The organism is Mesorhizobium sp. WSM4821 (genome assembly GCF_055901555.1).
On sequence record NZ_CM148371.1, the window covers coordinates 4,802,797 to 4,820,309 of the forward strand.

Genomic DNA, 17,513 nt, shown 5'->3' on the forward strand with positions numbered 1-17,513 from the left:
AACGGGAAAAGCGGCTGGTCATGGCTTTTCCCGGGCCAATTCCACGGGCTGCGATTGTGCGATTTGAACCGGAGATTATCGGCTACCAGAGATTCTTGCCGTCGATGATGACGACCTCGACCTGGTCGAGGTCGAAATCGTCGAACAGGCGCGAGTTCACGCTGATCTTCGGATTGCCGAAATCCGGTTTGCCGGTCGACCAGTCCGGCGTTTCGGTGAAGGTGCCGCAGCCACAGGTGGCGCAGAAACCGTGCTTGATCGTTTTCGAACCCCACCGGTAGAACGAGACATTCTTGAGCGGGCTGGTGAGCTTGAATTGCGAGGGGGTGTAATAAGCCCACAACGCGCCGCGCTTCGAGCAGAATGAGCAGGTGCATTGCGTCACGGTTTCCGGCGCTTGCGAGACTTCGAACGTCGTCGCCCTGCAGTGGCAGCTTGCCTTTATGGTCATGAACGACCTCCTCACGATTGCCCGCCCGCGCGGCAAGGCAACATAAAGAGACGCTCCTGACAACCGCCTGTCGGCAGACTCGCTCGCCTGCGTCAGCTGCATGGCGCGCTTCATTGTCCTTGATGCAGTCGTTATCCCAAACCGCCGCACACCCTCGGGTCAAGCCCGAGGATATGCTTTTAGGCGACATGCATCAAAACGACGACGGCGGCACGAACAGGCAGATGGTCTTTCCATCATTGGCGCCGGCAACCGAGCACCAGTGATATTCGCCGTCAGGGGAATTCTTGATCCGTGTGTCGCTGTAGGCCACGACCTCCCCTGTCCCCTTGATGACATAACCCTCGGGGCGCTCGCTGATCGACGTCTGCGAAACCGCGCGGCAATCATAGCCCGAGCAACAGGAGAACGGGTAACTCCAGCCTTGCGGCTTCGCCGCGGTCGGCTTGGCGTCGTGTGCCGATGCGGACGCTGCAAATGTGATGGCGGCGGCCGTCAGAGCCACCACCGTGATGATCGAATTCAGGAGGCGGCGCGCCGTCTGGACGGCTGAGGCCGGTCGGGTTGTGAGAGCAAGCATGGGCGCAGTTCCTATCAACGAGTATCAAGCGTTTCGCTTGCCCGTTCCCGGAACGTACCTTCCCAGTGGCCGGATCGTCAGGTCGCAGATACGCCGCGTCCGGCCATAAATGCTTTTTCCCCCAGCCGTCGGATGCTGGGCTGATTCCTTGGTTGGCGCAAGAAATTGCTGTGCAAACCGGGCGCGCCGACTTCTGCGGCAGGAACCAGCCTGCCGGGGCTGACGACACTGACCTCATCAACCCGGCAGATGGGCTCGCAGATAACGAGATTCGGCCCGCGTGGTTCCGGGCCACGCGCCCGGCAGGGCCTGCCACACCTGCCCGGAGGTCGAAATCGCTCTCGAAAATTCGATGAAAAACAAAGCTATAAAGCGGCCGCTCAATTAGCGTGAGAGCCTGTTACTCTAGCGTGATGTTCCTGCTGATTTGGTGCGTAGCCGCTTCAGTCGATGTCGGCAACCGCTTCGCCGGCGCCGCCCTCGATGCGCTGCGACAGCGAGGCTTCCATGAAATCGTCGAGGTCGCCGTCCAGCACGCTCGACGGGCTTGTGCTCTCGACGCCAGTGCGCAGATCCTTCACCAGCTGATAGGGCTGCAGAACGTAGGAGCGAATCTGGTGACCCCAGCCGATATCGCTTTTCGACGCTTCAGTGGCGTTCGCCACTGCCTCGCGCTTCTTCAGCTCTTCCTCGTAGAGCCGCGACCGCAGCATCTCCCATGCCTTGGCCTTGTTCTTGTGTTGGGAGCGCTCAGCCTGGCAGGCAACCGCGATGCCGGTGGCGAGGTGGGTGATGCGGACCGCCGAATCGGTGGTGTTGACGTGCTGGCCGCCCGATCCGGACGAGCGATAGGTGTCGATGCGGACATCCGATTCGGAGACGTCGATCTCGATCGTATCGTCGATCACGGGATAGACCCAGACGCTGGCAAAGGACGTGTGGCGGCGCGCATTGCTGTCATAAGGCGAAATACGCACGAGACGGTGGACGCCGGATTCCGTCTTCAGCCAACCATAGGCGTTGTGACCCTTGATCAGCAGCGTGGCCGACTTGATGCCGGCCTCTTCGCCGTCGTGCACTTCCAGCACCTCCACTTTGAAGCGGCGGCGCTCGGCCCAACGCGTGTACATGCGCAGAAGCATCGAGGCCCAGTCCTGGCTTTCGGTGCCGCCGGCGCCGGCATGGACTTCGAGATAGGTGTCGTTGGCGTCGGCCTCGCCCGAAAGCAGCGTCTCGATCTGGCGGGCCTTTGCCTCGCCGCGCATCGAGCGGATCGCCGCTTCCGCCTCGGCGACGACGCCCTCGTCGCCTTCTTCCTCGCCAAGCTCGATCAGGCCGATATTGTCTTCCAGCGCCTGGGTAAGGCCCTTGACCGCGGCGATGCCTTCCTCGAGACCCTGGCGCTCGCGCATCAGCTTCTGCGCCTCCAGCGGTTCGTTCCAGAGGCTCGAATCCTCGGCACGCACATTCAGGTATTCAAGCCGCTTTATGGCCTGATCCCAGTCAAAGATGCCTCCTCAGCAGGGTTATCGCCTGCCTGATTTCGTCGACAATGTTCTGCGTTTCCGCGCGCATGGCTGGCTGTTCTGTCCCGTGCTGAAATGGTGCCCCATGACTGAAATAGCGCTTGGGGTTGGCGCGATACATAGGGACGGCACCGCCGCCTGTAAAGCGAAATGGGGCGGCTCGAAAGCCCGGCCGGAATACCTATCCTATGTCAATATAACCCGCCGCCGCCAGACTGGATGGCTTGGTTGGCCTGTGGCGACAGCGCGCCCCCGGAAGCGTTGGAGCCGTCCGCGCCCATGCCGATCACCCAATAGCTGTCGGCGGGGCCGGTGCCCGGCTTGAAGGCTTCGATAAAGGCGCCGGCGTCGTCCGGGTTGGCCCGCATGCCGGTCTTGCGATTGATGGCGATCAGCTTCATGCCTTCGGGAACCTGGAAATCGACATTGGGCGTGTGTTCCAGCGCCACCCGCATGAAGTCCTTGAAGATCGGCGCGGCGAGGCCGCCGCCGGTCGCGCCTTTGCCAAGGCCTTTCGGCTGGTCGTAGCCCATATAGAGGCCGACGACGAGATTAGGCGTGTAGCCGATGAACCAGGTATCCTTCTCGTCGTTTGTCGTTCCGGTCTTGCCGGCGATATGGCGGCCGAGTTCGGCGACGGTGGCGCCGGTGCCGCGCTCGACGACGCCCTCCATCATCGAAGTGATCTGATAGGCGGTCATCGGATCGAGCACCTGCTCGGAATTGTCGACCAGTTCTGGCTCAGGCTGGTTCTGCCATTCGGCCGCGTTGCAATTTTCGCAGCCGCGTTCGTCCTGCTTGAACACCGTCTTGCCGTAGCGATCCTGGATGCGGTCGATCAGCGTCGGCTTGATCGACTTGCCGCCGTTGGCCATGATCGAATAGGCCGACACCATGCGCATCACGGTGGTTTCGCCTGACCCCAGCGCCATCGGCAGATATTGCGCCAGACGATCATAGACGCCGAAGCGCTCGGCATATTCCGCGACCAGCTTCATGCCCATGTCGTTGGCAAGGCGCACCGTCATCAGATTGCGCGACCTCTCGATGCCGGATCGCAAGGTCGCCGGGCCCGCTGTCCTTCCATCGTAGTTCTTCGGCGTCCAGGTGGTGTTGCCGCTCTTGATGGTGATCGGGCCGTCCATGATCACCGAAGCCGGCGTGTAGCCATTGTCGAGGGCGGCCGCATAGACGATCGGCTTGAACGACGAACCCGGCTGCCGCATGGCCTGCGTGGCACGGTTGAATTCGGACTGCGCGTAGGAGAACCCGCCGACCATGGCCAGAACACGCCCGGTATGCGGATCCATGGCGATCAGGCCGCCCTCCACTTCAGGGACCTGGCGCAGCGTATAGGCCCCGTCCGTACCCTCTTTCTTTTGCACGAAAATGACGTCGCCCGACTTCAGCACCTCCGCCGGCGATTTGGCCTTGACGGTCTTGCCGTCGACCACATGACGCATGGCGAAGCTCATGTCCTCCCGGCTGACGGTGCCTTTGATGCGATCCTTGACGAGTTCGCCCGAGATCTGCCGGGTCGGCCGAAGGCCGATGGACAGGCCGCTCGCCGAACTATCGAGCACGACGGCGAGCGACCATTCGGGCACGTCGTCCAGTCCCTTGACGTCGCTCAAAGGCACGCCCCAGTCGCCGGACACGTCGATGGTCGTCACCGCCCCGCGATAGCCCCGCAGCGTGTCGAACTTCATCAGGCCGTTTTGCATGGCCTTGCGGGCGATGAGCTGCATCTTGGGATCGAGCGTCGTACGGACGGACAGGCCGCCCTCGTAGAGCGCATTCTCGCCGTAGCGCGCGCTGATCTGGCGACGCACCTCTTCGGTGAAGTATTCGCCGGCGAACAGATAGGTGCCGGAGCGGCGTGGCTTGACGCCGAGCGGCTCGGCCTTGGCCTTGGCGCCTTCCTCCTGGGTGACGTAGCCGTTGTCGACCATCTGCTCGATGACCCAATTTCGGCGGTCGATGGCGCGGTCGGCATATTTGAAGGGATGATAATTGGAGGGACCCTTCGGCAAGGCCGCCAGATAGGCCGCTTCCGCCACGGTGAGCTCGTTCACCGCCTTGTCGAAATAGGTGAGTGCCGCGCCAGCCACGCCGTAGGCGCCAAGCCCGAAGAATATCTCGTTAAGGTAGAGCTCGAGAATGCGGTCCTTCGAATAGGCCTGCTCGATGCGGAAGGCGAGGATCATCTCCTTGATCTTGCGCTCGTAGGTCTGGTCCGAGGACAACAGGAAGTTTTTCGCCACCTGCTGGGTGATCGTCGAGGCGCCGACCTGGCGTTTGCCCGAGCCGAAATTCTGCAGATTGACCATGATTGCGCGGCCAAGGCCGGTCATATCGATGCCGGGGTGATTGTAGAAATTCTTGTCCTCGGCAGACAGGAAGGCCGCCTTGACACGATCCGGCACCGCCTGGATCGGCAAATACAGGCGCCGCTCGCGCGCATATTCTGCCATCAGCGCGCCGTCGGATGCATGAATGCGGGTCGTCACCGGCGGCTCATACTTGGCCAGGACCTCGTAATCGGGCAGATCCTTCGACAAGTGGCCGACATAAATCGCCACGCCCGCCGCGACCAAAAGGGCCAGCGCGGTGCCGACGCCGAAGAAATAGCCTATGAGACGAATCATGCCCGCTCCAGTCCTTGGTTCGGGAATCCCCTAAAGGAAGCCGCCTTTCGCGCAAGCTTTCGAGACGATCCCGACCGGTAATCGAAAACCCATGTCGCCAGCATGTGGGCAAAATACGGCAGCATGGGATTTCGGCTTCGAATGGCGGAAATAAAAGTACAAAGTGTTGTCGCAGTGCAACCCCTGCCTGTGGTCGTGGGCAACGGCGGACATGTCAGCCTCCGGCTCCTGCTCCGGCCTTGGCTGAGGCGAACAGGGCGATGGCATCCGTTATACTTTGGGCCGCCTTGCCGCGCCAATCGGCGCTGAGCAATTGCGCCTCATCCTTGGCGTTCGACAGATAGCCGAGCTCGACCAGCACGGATGGGACATCCGGCGCCTTCAACACCTTGAAGCTGGCCGAACGCTGCGGATTGTTGATGAGGCCGACGCTGGTGGAGAGCTGGCCGACCAAAGTGTGGGCGAAACTCATCGAGAAACTGTGCGTCTCGCGGCGGATCAGGTCGATCAGGATGTCGGTCACTTCCTTGTTGTCGTCCTTGATTTCCATGCCTGCGAATTGGTCGGAAAGGTTTTCACGGTCGGCCAGCGCCTGCGCTTCGGGGTCGGAAGCCTTGTCGGAGACCGTGTAGACGGTTGCGCCGCGGACACCCTTGAGTCTGATCGTGTCGGCGTGGATCGAAATGAGGAGATCGGCCTCGTGCTGGCGGGCAATGCGCACGCGATCGTCGAGCCGCAGGAATTGGTCCGTCTCGCGCGTCATGAACACGTCGTATTTGCCGGCTGCGGCAAGTCTGTCGCTCAGCTCCTTGGCGAAGGCGAGCGTGACGTCCTTCTCGACCGTGCCGTTCAGGCCCTCGGCGCCGCCGTCGATGCCGCCATGGCCTGGATCGATGACGACGGTGAAGCGATGGCCTGGATTGGAGACCGGTCCGGTACCGACCCTGCCGCCCTTGTCGGAGGAGACCGTCGAGCCGGTGGTCAGCGCCTGATTGGCAAGGGCAGCGTCGAATTCCCGCGCCGATGCCGCCGAGATGTCGATGGCGATGCGATAGCCGCCGCCGTCATCGTTCTTGAGCACGTCGAGCCTGTCGACGGCAAACGGGCCCTTGCCGGTCAGGATCAGCCGCGATACCCCCTCGCCGAGATCGCCGTAGCGCACGCCCCTGACAAGGCCGCGCGCCTTCACATCCTTGGCCTTGATGGCGAACTTCGTGCTTGGCAGGTCGACGACCAGACGGTGGGGGCCGCGCAGCAGGAACCATCTGACGTCGGGCTCGCGGTTGAAATTCATGACGATGCGCATCTTGGTGGCGTCGCCCGCCATCTTATAACCCGTCGCGGCGAGCGGCGCATCGGCAGCAAGGGAAACCGGCGGAAAGGCCAGGCAAGCGGCAATCAGCAAGAGCAGACAAGCGGCGCGGAAGTTGGCAGCGTGGCGGAAGTTGGCGGCGTGGAAGAAACCACCTCCGGCACGACCACCCTTGTCTGTGAAGGCTGCCAGTCCCATTTCTATTTCAGTAGCTCCGGTTTGGCGCCATGCGCCCAGTCTGCTTGTCGGAGTGTCGGCGTCTTGCCGAAATGGCCGCGAACTCGATTAACGATTGGTATCCAGAGAAGGTTAACCAAGCCTTTTCACGCAAGGGTTAAAGCTGTGCTGCCGTTGCGGAACTGCTTTTTGCCGGCATCGGAATCGGGGTTGCCTTCCAACCCGCCAAATCATAAAAGCGATGGTGGATCACTGCAATCCTGGAACCGTCCTTCTCCGCAGCCTCCTGCTACAGGTCAGATGAACGACGGATCCTTTCGTTTCAGGCGAAAAAGGTATCAGGTGATCGCGACGATTTTCGCAGGTGCGAGCCCGTGGCGGGGGAATCGCCTGCGTGAGGAAACGGCCGGGATTGTCCCGCGCCGGCTCTGTGTACGAGCAAACAAGCTGGTCCGGTTTTCCCGGGCTTTGGTTCAAAAAGGTTCTGCTGGTTACGATGGCTTCAAGCGCAATCATGGAAAGGTCCGCAGCAAACCGCGCCATTTTGGCTGCGGGCGGCACCGCCATGACGCTCAGGCGGCGGCCGGCGGACGTTCAGATGTCCGGCACCCATGTTCATCCGCAGCGGCGGGCCTTGCCCCGCAAGTTGCGACCGATGACGGCTGCCGGAGGGAAACGAAATAATGCCCAACAAGATGCTGATAGACGCCTCCCACCCGGAGGAAACACGTGTTGTCGTCGTTCGCGGTAACCGTATTGAAGAATTCGACTTTGAATCCCAGGACAAGAAGCAGCTCAAAGGAAATATCTACCTCGCCCGCGTAACCCGCGTCGAACCCTCCCTTCAGGCAGCCTTTGTCGAATATGGCGGAAACCGTCACGGTTTTCTCGCCTTCAGTGAAATTCATCCCGACTATTACCAGATTCCGGTCGCCGACCGTCAGGCGCTGCTGCGCGCGGAAGCGCAGGAGGCTGAAGACGAGGACGATGAGGACGGCGAAGGCGACGACCGACAGAGCCGCGATCGCGGCCGGCGCGGACGCAGGCGCGGCGGCAAGAGCCGCGATCGAGGCGAGCACAAGCGCGATGCAGGTGCGGCCGATTCTGCCGAATCCGACGAGGGTGGCGAACACAACGAGAACGGCGAGGACGCGATTGCGGAGAGCGTCGATGCCGCTTCCGAAAATGCGGACCTGGCATCCGAGGCTTCGGAACGTCGCGAGGATGTAGTCAGTAGCGGTGAGACGGAAAACGGCGAGACTGACAACAATGAGACTGATAACGGCGAGACTGGGCCTTCCGAAGGCGGACCCAATTCCATCGCCGCCAGCATCGATGCGGATGTGATCTCAGAAGCGATGCCGCAGGCGGAGCCGGCCGGCGACGCCACGTCCACCGACAATGATCGCGGCATGCTGGAAGAGGTGCCGTCCTCACACTCCGACGACCATGAGGTCGAATCGGTCGGCGCCGAGGATGCGCTGGAAGAAGCGCGCAACCGCCGCAAGCCGATGCGCCGCCAATACAAGATCCAGGAAGTGATCAAGCGCCGGCAGATCCTTCTGGTGCAGGTCGTGAAGGAAGAGCGCGGCAACAAGGGCGCGGCGCTCACCACCTACCTGTCGCTTGCCGGCCGCTATTCGGTGCTGATGCCGAACACGGCGCGCGGCGGCGGCATTTCGCGAAAGATCACCAACGCACAGGACCGCAAGCGTCTGAAGGAGGTCGTCGCCGATCTCGAAGTGCCGCAGGGCATGGGCGTCATCCTGCGCACGGCCGGCGAGAGCCGGACCAAGGCCGAGATCAAACGCGACTACGAATATCTGATGCGGCTTTGGGAAAACGTCCGCAATCTGACGCTGCAGTCCACGGCCCCTGCCCTGGTCTACGAGGAGGGCAGCCTGATCAAGCGCTCGGTGCGCGACCTCTACAACAAGGACATCGACGAGATCCTGGTCTCCGGCGAAGAGGGCTATCGCGAGGCCAAGGACTTCATGCGCATGCTGATGCCGAGCCACGCCAAGGTCGTGCAGCCATTCCGCGACACGACGCCGATCTTCGTGCGCAGCGGCATCGAGGCGCAGCTCGACCGCATGCTGCAGCCGCAGGTGACGCTGAAGAGCGGCGGCTACATCATCATCAACCAGACCGAAGCGCTGGTCGCCATCGACGTCAATTCGGGCCGCTCCACCAAGGAGCACTCGATCGAGGACACGGCGCTCCACACCAATCTCGAAGCGGCCGAGGAAGTCGCACGCCAGCTTCGGCTGCGCGATCTCGCCGGCCTGATCGTCATCGACTTCATCGACATGGAGGAGAACCGCAACAACCGCTCCGTCGAGAAGCGGTTGAAGGATCACCTCAAGAACGATCGCGCCCGCATCCAGGTCGGCCGCATCTCGCATTTCGGCCTGATGGAGATGTCGCGCCAGCGCATCCGCGCCAGCGTGCTGGAATCGACGATGAAGCCTTGCCCGCATTGCGGCGGCACCGGCCATGTGCGCTCCGATTCGTCTGTCGCGCTGATGGTGGTGCGGGCGATCGAGGAATTCCTGCTCAAGGATTCGCGCAGTCACATCACCGTGCGGACGCCGGCGGCGACCGCTCTCTACGTGCTCAACCACAAGCGTGGCACGCTGGTGGAGCTCGAAAGCCGCTTCGGCCTGACCATCACCGTCGAAGCCGACGACACGGTCGGCGCACAGCATTATGCGATCTTCCGCGGCGCGCTGGCGGAAAAGCCGGAAGGCTTTGTCGAGACGCGGATGATACCAGCCTATGTCGAGCCGGAAGAGCCTGAAGAGGAAATCGTCCTCGAGGAGGAAGACGAAGTCGCTGCAGAAACGGAGCAGCCGCGCCCCAGCCAGCAGCCGCAGCAACAGCCGAGATCCGGCGAGGAAGGCGAAGGCCGCGACCGCAAGCGCCGCAAGCGCCGCAGACGGCGTGGCGGCAAGGATCGCGACCGCGAGCACGGCGCCCCCGTGGAAGGTGCTTACGTTTCGGCGGCTGCGGATGGCGTTGCCGAAACTGTGAGTGATCAAGACACTGGATCAGACCACGAGGCGCAGGTCGGCGTCGCCGAGGCGGTCGAAACGTCGGATGACGGCCAGGGCAAGAAGCGGCGGCGCGGCAAGCGCGGCGGCAAGCGCAATCGCCGTGAAGACGGCGACGGCGCGGCCGATGCCGACACTGCCGAGTCGGCCGACGCTTCCGAGAGCGAAGTCCTGGAGGGCGTAGCCGCCTCCGGCGAGCCGGAGGTGGCAGCAACGTCGGTCGAAGAGCCTGCGGCCCTTGCTCCGGCCAATGACGACACGCCGAGCGTCGAGAAGCCGAAGAAGCCGCGTCGCGCCGCCAAGCCGAAGAAGGCCGCGGCGGACGTCGTCGCCGAGGCGCCGTCTGCCGAGGTGGAAGCCTTTGCGGAGCCTCCCGCGCCTGTTTCGGAAGAAGCAGCCGCAGCCGCCGTCGAAACACCGAAAGTCCGCCCGTCGCGACGCAAGCCCGTACCCGTAGATGCTCCGGTTGTGCCGATCGTGTCGTCGACCGTTGTCGACGAAGCAAAGACCGAGGAGAAGCCGAAGCGGGCCGGCTGGTGGCAGAAGAAAGGCTTTTTCTAAGTTTTTCAGCTATTTAGCCTGATCTCCTGATCATAAAAATCCCGCATTGTCTTCGGACAGCGCGGGATTTTTCTTGTCCGGCCCCAAGCGGCGCCAAGGCTCGTAACCTCATACCGAAAGTCAAATTGATTGAAGGAGAGGCTCAGCCTGCCAATCCCGCGCCATTGAAATGGGGCCTCAGGCCGGACGCTTACGGCACAAACGCTACGGCGCGAAGATCGACCAGTTCATCATCTTTGCCAGTCTTTCCAGCGCGATCGATCCCAGCCTGGAATTGCCGTTGGCGTTGAGGCCGGGCGACCATACCGCAAGCGAGGCCACGCCCGGCACGATCCCCAAAATGCCGCCGCCGACACCGCTCTTGCCTGGGATGCCGACGCGAAAGGCGAAATCGCCGGAGCCGTCATAATGACCGCAGGTCAGCATCATCGCGCCAATGCGGCGTGCGCGCTCGGCCGACACCACGGAATGGCCAGTCGCCGGGTTCCTGCCGCCATTGGCGAGGAAGCGGCCGGCCAAAGCCAGTTGCCGGCAGCTCATGGCGATGGCGCAATGGTGGAAATAGACGCCCAGCGCCAGGTCCGGCGCGTGATGGAGATTGCCGAAGGATTTCATGTAGTTGGCAAGCGCCAGGTTGCGAAAGCCGGTGGCGCGTTCCGAAGCCGCGACCTCGCGGTCGATGATGATGGTCTCGTCGTCGGCCAGGAACTGGATGAAGCGCAGGATCTCGCCGATCGCCTCGCGCGGCTGGTGGCCGGCGAGCAGGATGTCCGAAACGACGATGGCGCCGGCATTGATGAACGGATTGCGCGGAATGCCGTTCTCGTGCTCGAGCTGGACGATCGAGTTGAACGGGTTGCCCGAAGGCTCGCGCCCGACACGCTGCCACAGCGCATCGCCGACATTGCCGAGCGCCAATGTCAGCGTGAACACCTTCGAAATGCTCTGGATCGAAAACGGCTCATCGGCATCGCCCGCCATCAGCACGCGACCGTCATTGGTCACGGCGGCAATGCCGAACTTCTTCGGATCGACCTTGCCGAGTTGCGGAATGTAGGTCGCGACCTCGCCGCGATCCGTGCGCTCCGCCATTTCGGCGGCAATTTCGGTCAAAGCCTGTTCGAGTCCCGGCATTTGCGTCCCGTTACTTCAGCCAGCGTTCGATGCGCACCATCGCCTCGACCATTTCATCGTGGCTGCCGGCATAGGAAAAGCGCATGGTCCGATGGCCTTGAAGCGGATCGAAGTCGCGGCCGGGCGTCGCCGCCACATGCGCCTCGGCCAGCATCCTGCGCGCGAAGGCCATGCTGTCGTTGGTGTGCCTGGTGACGTCGCAGAAGGCGTAAAAAGCCCCGTCCATCGGTGCCGCCAGCGCAAAGCCGAGTTCGGGCAGGCGTTTCATCAAAAGCTCGCGGTTCCAGGCGTAGCGCGCCTTCACCGCCTCCAATTCCCCGGTCGCCTTGAACGCCTCGAGCGCGGCGATCTGAGACAGTTCCGGCGGCGAGATGTAGAGGCTCTGGGCGATGCGCTCGACCGGCCGCACCAATTGTTCCGGCAGTACCATCCAGCCGATGCGCCAACCGGTCATGCAGTAATATTTCGAGAAGGAATTGATCACCGTCACGTCAGGGCCGCAGGCAAGCGCCGTGGTGTCCGGCGCCGCGTATGCCAGCCGGTGATAGATCTCATCGGAGATCACGGCGATGCCGAGCTGTTCGGCCGTCGCCACCAGCGCCGACAGCTCGTCGGGCGGGATCACCGCACCGGTCGGATTGGCCGGGCTGGCGAACAACACGCCCTTCAGCTTCTTTTCGCGATGCGCGGCCTTCAGATGTTCGGCGTGGAGATAGGCATCGCCGTCGAGCTCGATCTCGACGATCTCGATGCCCAGCGCGGCCATGATGTTGCGATAGGCCGGATAGCCGGGTGCGGCGATGGCGACGCGGTCGCCCGGATCAAACATCGCCAGAAAAGCCAAGTTGAAGGCGGCCGACGATCCAGTGGTGACGGCGATCCGGCTGGGCGGAACGTCAAGCCCGTAGTGGTGCGCGTAGTGCTGCGCGATTGCCTCGCGCAAACCCGCAAGACCCAATGCGTCGGTATAGCCGATGCGACCCGTCTTCAATGCGTTCGCCGCCGCTTGCCTGACCCCGGCCGGCGCGGGGTCGGACGGCTGGCCAACAGCCATGGAAACGACCGGCACGCCCTTGGCCTTCAGCCGATTCGCTTCAGCCAGAATGTCCATGGCGTGGAACGGCTCGACTTCGCCGCGACGCGAAAGCGATACAACCATTTGACCTCATTCCTTGTCGACCCTTGGGTCGGCCTTGCCGGCTGCCGGCGCCAAAGCTCTGGCGTCCGCGCCGCACAAATGCCCGATTGATGTGAGGATCACAAGTTCAGTAAAGTTTCAGTGCCGACTTTTCATCCTCCGCCCGCTCGTCTACCAGTGGACCTGTCATGTTGAGCCGACCCAGATCGACGATTGCCAGGGCAGCGCGCGTCTTCGCGACGCTTTCGCTTGCCGCGGCGGTCGCTGTGACCGGCTCAGTCAGCGCCTTCGCGCAAAACGTGCCGGTGGTGCGCGATGCCGAGATCGAAGCGCTGGTGCGCGACTACGCGCGGCCGATCTTCAAGGCGGCGGGCCTGCCGGAAGACGGCGTCAACATCGTTCTGGTCAACGATCAGAGCTTCAACGCCTTCGTTGCCGGGCGCCGCATGTTCATCAACACCGGCGCCTTGATGACGGCGGAGACGCCCAACGAGATTATCGGCGTCATCGCACACGAGGCCGGCCACATTGCCGGCGGGCACCAGCAAAAATTGCGCAACCAGCTCGAACGCGCCAAGACGATGGCCATCATCGCGACGCTGCTTGGCGCTGGCGCGATGGTCGCCGGCGCCACCACCAACAGCCGGGGGCTCGCCGGCGCCGGCATGGGTGTTGCGGCTGGCGGCGGCGAGATGGCGCAGCGCAGTATCCTCGCCTATCAGCGCACCGAAGAGATGACCGCCGACCGCTCGGCGATAACCTACCTCAATGCCACCGGCCAGTCCGGCATGGGCATGCTGAAGACGTTCGACCGCTTCCAGAGCGCGCTGTCGCTGTCGGGGGCGCAGGTCGATCCCTATCGAATCAGTCATCCGATACCGCGGGACCGCATCTCCAATCTCGAAGTGCTGGTGAAGAAGAGCCCTTACGTCGACAAGGTCGACTCGCCGGCGCTGCAGCAGCGGCACGACATGATGCGCATCAAGATCGCCGCCTATATGGGAGGCCAGGCCGCCGCATCGCGGCTGATGCGCAAGAACCCGGGCAGCCTCGCCTCGCAATATGGCGACGCGCAAACGGCCTATCTTTACGGAAATCTGGCCAAGGCGCTTGCCAAGGCCAACGCGCTGATCAAGCAACAACCGAAGAACCCCTATTTCCAGGAATTGCGCGGCGACATCCTGATGAAGGCGAACAAACCGAGGGATGCCGCGGAAGCCTTTGCCAAGGCCGTCAACCTCGATCCGGCGCGATCCGGACTGCTGCTGGTCTCCTACGGCCAGGCGCTGATGGCCGCCGGCACGCCCGATTCCCTGGAGAAAGCGGTGGTGCAGATCAACAAAGGCCTTGGGCGCGACCGGGAAAACACCGCGGGATACCGCTATCTGGCGCAGGCCTATGGCGAGCTCGGCAACATCCCGGCCGCGGATCTTGCAACCGCTGAAGGCCATTTCTATTCCGGCGCCTACAAGGATGCCAAAATCTTCGCTATGCGTGCGCAAATGAAGATGAAGCGCGGCGAGCCGGGCTGGATCCGCGCGCAGGACATCATAAACTACGCACCACCAGGCAAGAAAAAGTGAACTTTCCGGCCGTGCGCGGCGACATATAGTCAGGCCAATCGGGTCTCAGGCCAATCGAGGTCAAACCAATCGGGCCGGAAATCAGGCGAGAGGATTAGGGACAATGAACAAGGCAATTCTGCTGGGCACCACGGGAACGGCGGTCGCTCTCGCCATGCTGGGTTTCGGGTTCGTGACCGGCAGTCCGCAGACGGCAAGGGCCGATGCCGCGCAGATCGCCCAGGCGGCGTCCGCCGACACCAAGGTCGACCGGGCCGAAGTCGAGGGCATCATCCGCGACTATCTCTTGAAGAACCCGGAAGTGCTGCTGGAGGCGCAGGAAGCGCTCGAGGCCAAGCAGAAAGAGGCGCAGAGAGTTGCCAGCCTCAATGTCATCAAGGATGCCAAGGACGAGATCTTCAACTCGACCTTCGACGGCGTGGTCGGCAATCCGAACGGCAAGGTCACCATCGTCGAGTTCTACGACTACAATTGCGGCTACTGCAAACGCGCCATCGATGACATGCAGGCGCTGACGACAGCCGACGCGGACCTGCGCTTCGTGCTCAAGGAATTCCCGATCCTCGGCCCGGATTCGCAGAAGGCGAGCGTCGTCTCGATGGCCTTCCACCTGATGATGCCGGAGAAATACGGCGAGTTCCACAACGCGCTGCTCGGCGGCCAGGGACGCGCCACCGAAGCGGCGGCCATCAAGGTGGCGCTTTCGCTCGGCGCCGACGAGGCAAAGCTGCGCGACAAGATGAAGGACCCGTCGATCGCCGAGGCCCTCTCCAAGACCTATGACCTTGCCAACAAGCTGGCCATCACAGGAACGCCCTCCTATGTGGTCGGCAACGAGGTGGTGTTCGGAGCGCTCGGGCAGGCAGTGCTGGCAGAGAAGATCGAGGCTGCCAAGGCCGCACTCTGATCGGCCACTGGTTTCGGCGCAGGCCATTTCCCGCCTGTTGTGGACAGCGAAAGAACCCACTTGCGCTCTTTTCGCAGGCGTTTAAGCCCATTATAGAGGCCCAGTGCGCCAGCTGATGCCGGCGCCGGGAAAGGTCTGCATTTTGAAAACGGTTTTCGTCCTGAACGGTCCCAACCTCAACGCGCTCGGCAAGCGCGAGCCAGGCATCTATGGCGGCAAGACGCTTGCCGCGATCGCCGAAGATTGCAAGCAGGCGGGTGCCGCACTTGGGCTCGAGATCGATTTCCGTCAGTCGAACCATGAGGGCGACCTCGTCGACTGGATACAGGAAGCCGCCGACAAGGCCGTCGGCATCGTCATCAATCCAGGCGCCTACAGCCACACCTCGATCGCCATTCACGACGCCATCCGCTCCATCGCGCCATTGCCCGTCGCCGAAGTTCATCTTTCCAACATCCATGCGCGGGAATCATTTCGCCACGTCTCCATGGTCTCGCCGGTCGCCGTCGGCATGATCTGCGGGTTCGGGCCGCTCGGCTACACGCTGGCGCTGCAGGCGCTGGCCGCACGCCTATGACCGGCCAACAAACAGAAGGCTCGAAAATGTCGATAAAGAAGAACGGTGTTGACCAGCAGCTTATCCGCGATCTGGCGGGCATACTGAACGACACCAACCTCACCGAAATCGAGGTCGAGCTGGGCGACTTGAAGGTGCGCGTGTCGCGACAGGCGCCGGCCGTGCATGCGGTCGCCGCACCGCAGCCCGCCTATACGCCGCCGGCAGCGCAGCCGGCGGCCGCGATCGCCCCGGCAGCGGCCGACATCTCCAAGAATGCGGTGGCCTCGCCCATGGTCGGCACCGCCTACCTGGCGCCGTCGCCCGACGCCAAGGCGTTCATCGAGGTCGGCCAGCAGGTCAAGGAAGGCCAGACGCTGCTGATCATCGAGGCAATGAAGACCATGAACCAGATCCCCTCGCCGCGGGCCGGCACGGTGACGGCGATCCTGTTCGAGGATGCGCAGCCGGTCGAATATGGCATGCCGCTCGTCGTGATCGAGTAGAGCCGGGAACAGCCGAAAATGTTCCAGAAAATCCTCATCGCCAATCGCGGCGAAATCGCTCTGAGGGTGCTGCGCGCCTGCAAGGAGCTCGGCATCCAGACCGTGGTGGTGCATTCGACCGCCGACGCCGACGCCATGCATGTGCGGCTCGCCGACGAGAGCGTCTGCATCGGCCCGCCACCGTCGCGCGACAGCTACCTCAATATCCACCAGATCGTCGCCGCCTGCGAAATCACCGGCGCCGACGCGGTGCATCCGGGCTACGGCTTCCTGTCGGAGAATGCCAAATTCGCCGATATCCTCGCCGCGCACAACATCACCTTCATCGGCCCGTCCGGCGATCACATCCGCGTCATGGGCGACAAGATCGAGGCCAAGCGCACCGCAAAGCGCCTCGGCATTCCGGTGGTGCCCGGCTCCGACGGCGCCGTAACCGAGGAGAAGGAAGCAAAGCGTATCGCCGCCGAGATCGGCTATCCCGTGATCATCAAGGCGTCGGCCGGCGGCGGCGGGCGCGGCATGAAGGTGGCGCGCAGCGAGGCCGATCTTGAGGTCGCGCTGCAGACGGCGCGCTCGGAAGCCGGTGCTGCGTTCGGCGACGACGCCGTCTACATCGAGAAGTACCTGGAAAAACCGCGCCACATCGAGGTGCAGGTGTTCGGTGACGGTGCCGGCCGCGGCGTTCATTTCGGCGAACGCGACTGCTCGCTGCAGCGCCGCCACCAGAAGGTCTGGGAGGAGGCGCCCTCGCCGGCGCTCAATGCCGAAGAGCGCGCGCATATCGGCGGCGTCTGTGCCAGGGCTATCGCCGATCTCGGCTACTCCGGCGCCGGCACCATCGAATTCCTCTACGAGAACGGCGAATTCTACTTCATCGAGATGAACACCCGCCTGCAGGTCGAGCATCCGGTGACGGAGGCGATCACCGGCATCGACCTCGTGCATGAGCAGATCCGTGTCGCCTCGGGCGGCGGGCTTTCGGTGCGCCAGGAAGATATCCGCTTCCAGGGCCACGCCATCGAATGCCGCATCAATGCCGAGGATCCGCGCACCTTCACCCCCTCGCCCGGCACGATCACCCATTTTCACACACCGGGCGGCCTCGGCATCCGCGTCGATTCCGGCGTCTATTCTGGCTACAAGATCCCGCCCTATTACGACAGCCTGATCGGCAAGCTGATCGTGCACGGCCGCAACCGTGTCGAATGCATGATGCGGCTGCGCCGCGCGCTCGACGAATTCGTCGTCGACGGCATCAACACGACGCTGCCGCTGTTCCGGGACCTCGTCGGCAATGCCGACATCGCCAATGGCGAGTATGACATCCACTGGCTGGAAAAATATTTGGCCACAGAGGATTAGGGCGTGAACTTATAGAATA

At 62.8% G+C, this 17,513-nt stretch carries 13 protein-coding genes; 6 read left to right on the forward strand and 7 right to left on the reverse strand.

All coding sequences use genetic code 11. The features are described from left to right. Positions 1–82: 82 nt before the first annotated feature. From AC0NID_RS23460 to AC0NID_RS23480, 5 genes are all read right to left on the reverse strand, one after another. Positions 83–451 (reverse strand): GFA family protein, encoded by a 369-nt coding sequence (locus tag AC0NID_RS23460; protein ID WP_473453220.1) that lies wholly within the window; start codon positions 449–451, stop codon positions 83–85. A 193-nt stretch (positions 452–644) separates the two neighbouring features. After that, positions 645–1,031, reverse strand: coding sequence for a hypothetical protein (locus AC0NID_RS23465; RefSeq protein WP_473453218.1), 387 nt, complete (start codon positions 1,029–1,031; stop codon positions 645–647). A gap of 443 nt (positions 1,032–1,474) precedes the next feature. Beyond that, a protein-coding gene (gene prfB / locus AC0NID_RS23470; protein ID WP_473453216.1) for a peptide chain release factor 2 occupies positions 1,475–2,606 on the reverse strand; the annotation gives its coding sequence in 2 pieces (ribosomal slippage) (positions 1,475–2,539 and positions 2,541–2,606; 1,131 coding nt in all). Between the two features lie 142 nt (positions 2,607–2,748). Continuing rightward, positions 2,749–5,205, reverse strand: a complete 2,457-nt coding sequence (locus AC0NID_RS23475; RefSeq protein ID WP_473453214.1) for a penicillin-binding protein 1A — start codon at positions 5,203–5,205, stop codon at positions 2,749–2,751. Between the two features lie 214 nt (positions 5,206–5,419). After that, positions 5,420–6,715, reverse strand: a complete 1,296-nt coding sequence (locus AC0NID_RS23480; RefSeq protein ID WP_473453212.1) for an N-acetylmuramoyl-L-alanine amidase — start codon at positions 6,713–6,715, stop codon at positions 5,420–5,422. A gap of 662 nt (positions 6,716–7,377) precedes the next feature. On the opposite strand from AC0NID_RS23480, the gene AC0NID_RS23485 reads away from it, so the two are divergent. Beyond that, entirely contained in the window at positions 7,378–10,308 is a 2,931-nt protein-coding gene (locus tag AC0NID_RS23485; protein ID WP_473453210.1) for an Rne/Rng family ribonuclease, read from the forward strand. Between the two features lie 204 nt (positions 10,309–10,512). Here AC0NID_RS23485 and AC0NID_RS23490 read toward each other — a convergent pair whose 3' ends face one another. After that, positions 10,513–11,442, reverse strand: a complete 930-nt coding sequence (locus AC0NID_RS23490) for a glutaminase (RefSeq protein ID WP_473453208.1) — start codon at positions 11,440–11,442, stop codon at positions 10,513–10,515. 10 nt (positions 11,443–11,452) lie between these two features. Then, complete coding sequence (locus AC0NID_RS23495) at positions 11,453–12,601, reverse strand: pyridoxal phosphate-dependent aminotransferase (RefSeq protein ID WP_473453206.1); 1,149 nt, start codon at positions 12,599–12,601, stop codon at positions 11,453–11,455. A 167-nt stretch (positions 12,602–12,768) separates the two neighbouring features. Here AC0NID_RS23495 and AC0NID_RS23500 point away from each other — a divergent pair, with 167 nt between their 5' ends. The 5 genes from AC0NID_RS23500 to accC all read left to right on the forward strand — a co-directional run bounded on the left by AC0NID_RS23500 (position 12,769) and on the right by accC (position 17,494). Further along, positions 12,769–14,163, forward strand: coding sequence for a M48 family metalloprotease (locus AC0NID_RS23500; protein WP_473453204.1), 1,395 nt, complete (start codon positions 12,769–12,771; stop codon positions 14,161–14,163). 103 nt (positions 14,164–14,266) lie between these two features. Further along, positions 14,267–15,070: a DsbA family protein gene (locus AC0NID_RS23505; RefSeq protein WP_473453202.1), complete on the forward strand. Its 804-nt coding sequence runs from the start codon at positions 14,267–14,269 to the stop codon at positions 15,068–15,070. A 142-nt stretch (positions 15,071–15,212) separates the two neighbouring features. Further along, positions 15,213–15,647, forward strand: a complete 435-nt coding sequence (gene aroQ / locus AC0NID_RS23510) for a type II 3-dehydroquinate dehydratase (protein WP_126042548.1) — start codon at positions 15,213–15,215, stop codon at positions 15,645–15,647. Positions 15,648–15,673: 26 nt separating this feature from the next. Further along, a complete protein-coding gene (accB, locus tag AC0NID_RS23515) occupies positions 15,674–16,132 on the forward strand; it encodes an acetyl-CoA carboxylase biotin carboxyl carrier protein (protein WP_473453200.1) in 459 nt (152 codons plus the stop codon). Between the two features lie 18 nt (positions 16,133–16,150). After that, positions 16,151–17,494 (forward strand): acetyl-CoA carboxylase biotin carboxylase subunit, encoded by a 1,344-nt coding sequence (accC, locus tag AC0NID_RS23520; protein ID WP_473453198.1) that lies wholly within the window; start codon positions 16,151–16,153, stop codon positions 17,492–17,494. The last annotated feature ends 19 nt before the right edge of the window (positions 17,495–17,513 follow it).